Source organism: Pseudomonas sp., assembly GCF_035277045.1.
Classification (GTDB): Bacteria; Pseudomonadota; Gammaproteobacteria; order Pseudomonadales; family Pseudomonadaceae; genus Aquipseudomonas.
Genome location: NZ_DATELE010000283.1, coordinates 1 through 2836, shown reverse-complemented (window position 1 = coordinate 2836; position 2836 = coordinate 1). Strand labels below are relative to the sequence as shown.

The window sequence follows — 2836 nt, the reverse complement described above, 5'->3', positions numbered from 1 at the left end:
CGCACACCTCGACACCGGTCGGGTAGCCATTGATCAGGATGCGGCCGACCTTTTCCTCAAGTAGCGGCACCAGCCAGGCGTAGGCCTGCAGATCCTCGGGCTCGCCGATCAGGGTGGCGGTCAGCTGACCGCGCAACCCCTGCAGCGCAGCGCGCAACTGCGCATCGTCACTGACTTCCACTGCCACGGTGGTGGGGCCGAATACTTCTTCCTGAAGCAGCGGATCGGCATTGACCAGCAGGCTGGCATCGGCCTTGAACAGCTGGGCGCGGGCCTGGTTGCCCTGCTGCGGCTGGCCGGCCAGGTGCTCGATGCCCGCATGGCCCTGCAGGTGTTCAAGGCCTTTGCTGTAGCTGCGCAAGCCCCCGGCGTTGAGCATGGTCTGACCGGCCTGCTGGTCCAGGTGCTGGCCAAGGTCGCTGAGCAGCTGGCTGTACCCGGATGAACGCAAGCTGATGACCAGGCCAGGATTGGTGCAGAACTGCCCGCAACCCAGGGTCACCGAACCCGCGAGCTCGCGGGCAATGGCCTCGCCACGCTTGGCCAGGGCGCCCGGCAGGATGATCACCGGGTTGATGCTCGACATCTCGGCGAATACCGGGATGGGCTGCGGGCGTTCGGCGGCCATCTTGCACAGGGCGTTGCCGCCGTTGAGCGAGCCGGTGAAACCCACCGCCTGGATGGCCGGGTGCTTGACCAGCCACTCGCCGACGCCCGAGCCGAATACCATGTTGAACACGCCCTTGGGCATGCCGGTGCGTTCGGCGGCGCGCTGGATGGCGCAACCTACCAGGTCGGCGGTGGCCATGTGGCCGCTGTGCGCCTTGAACACCACCGGGCAGCCAGCGGCGAGCGCCGCGGCGGTGTCGCCGCCGGCGGTCGAGAATGCCAGCGGGAAGTTGCTGGCACCGAAGACGGCGACGGGGCCGACACCGATGCGCATCTGGCGCAGGTCGACGCGCGGCAGTGGCTGGCGGTCGGGCAGCGCCAGGTCGATGCGTGCGCCAAGGAAGTCACCGCGGCGCAGCACCTGGGCAAACAGGCGCATCTGCCCGCTGGTGCGCCCGCGCTCGCCCTGGATGCGGCCAGCGGGCAGGGCGGTTTCACGGCAGACGATGGTCACGAAGGCATCGTCCAGTTCGTCCAGCTCGGCAGCGATGGCGTCAAGGAAGTCGGCGCGGCGGGCAGGGCTGAGCTGGCGGTATTCGACAAAGGCCGCGGCAGCTGCCTGCGCCGCCTGGTCGACTTCGCTCTCCGTGGCCTGGGCAAAGCTGTAGGGCAGTGCTTCGCCCGTGGTGGCGTCCAGGCTTTGCAAGCGCTGCTGGCCGGTGGCGCTGCGCTGGCCGGCGATGAAATTGTGGCCGAGGATCTCAGGCATGGTGTGCTCCTTGGTTAGAAATTCGGGCGTCCCGGCGCGAGGCCGCAGATGAACGGCTTGCGCCGGTGATCAAGTCACCGGCGCCGGGTTGAACAAGGTGATGTCGTTATGCAGTTTGTGTTTCTCGGACCAGGTCAGCTCGCGGCCGCTGGCAACGTCGAGGTAGTAGCGGAACAGCTCCCAGCCTAGTTCCTCGATGGTCGCGCGGCCGGTGGCGATGCGTCCGGCGTCGATGTCGATCAGGTCCGGCCAGCGCTGGGCCAGCTCGCTGCGGGTACACACCTTGACCACCGGCGCCATGGCCAGGCCATAGGGGGTGCCGCGGCCGGTGGTGAACACGTGCAGGTTCATGCCGGCGGCCAGCTGCAAGGTGCCGCAGACAAAGTCGCTGGCAGGCGTGGCGCAGAAAATCAGGCCCTTGCGGTCCACTCGTTCGCCAGGGCCAAGCACGCCCTGGATGGCGCCACTGCCGGACTTGACGATCGAGCCGAGGGATTTCTCGACGATGTTCGACAGGCCGCCTTTCTTGTTGCCAGGCGTGGTGTTGGCGCTGCGGTCAGCGGCGCCGCGTTCCAGGTACTTGTCGTACCAGTCCATCTCGCGTATCAGCGCCTCGGCGACTTCCGGGGTCTCGGCGCGCGAGGTGAGCATGTAGATGGCATCGCGCACTTCGGTGACTTCCGAGAACATCACCGTGGCGCCCGCGCGCACCAGCAGGTCGGCGGCGAAGCCCAGCGCCGGGTTGGCGGTGATACCGGAAAACGCATCGCTGCCGCCGCACTGCATGCCCAGGATCAGCTCGCTGGCCGGCACGGTTTCGCGGCGGCGCAAGTCGAGCTTGCGCAGGCGCGCGTCGGCCAGCGCCATGATCTGCTCGATCATCTCGACGAAGCCCAGGCTGGCGTCCTGCAGGCGGTACAGCCAGGGCTCGCTGAGGTCCACGGAAGGATCGTTGTCGTGCATCACCTGGCCGGCCTGGAGCTTTTCGCAGCCCAGGCTGATCACCAGGGCTTCGCCACCCAGGTTGGGGTTGCGCGCGAGGTTGCGCACGGTACGGATCGGGATGTAGGCGTCGCGCGCGTTGATCGCCACGCCGCAGCCGTAGCTGTGGGTCAGCGCCACCACGTCGTCGACATTGGGGTACTTGGGCAGCAATTCTTCACGGATACGCTTGACCGCATGGTCGAGCACCCCGGTCACGCACTGCACCGTGGTGGTGATGCCGAGGATATTTCGAGTGCCCACGGTACCGTCCGCGTTGCGATAGCCCTCGAAGGTATAGCCCTCGAGCGGCGCAAGGGGCGCGGGGATGGCATCGCAGCGCGGCAGGCTGTCGAGCTCGGGCGCGGCCGGCATGCCCAGCTGGTCTTCCTTCACCCAGCTGCCTTGTGGCAGGTCCTGGAGCGCATAACCGATGATCTGGCCATAACGGCGCACCGGTGCATCCTTGGGGATGTC

At 67.2% G+C, this 2836-nt stretch carries 2 protein-coding genes; both read right to left on the bottom strand.

Annotated features, from left to right (window positions below; all coding sequences use genetic code 11):
- Positions 1 to 1378 (bottom strand): aldehyde dehydrogenase (NADP(+)) (locus VJS90_RS19815; protein ID WP_324123330.1); only part of this gene is annotated, 1378 nt, incomplete at its 3' end.
- 69 nt (positions 1379 to 1447) lie between these two features.
- Positions 1448 to 2836 (bottom strand): galactarate dehydratase (gene garD / locus VJS90_RS19810; RefSeq protein WP_324123329.1); only part of this gene is annotated, 1389 nt, incomplete at its 5' end.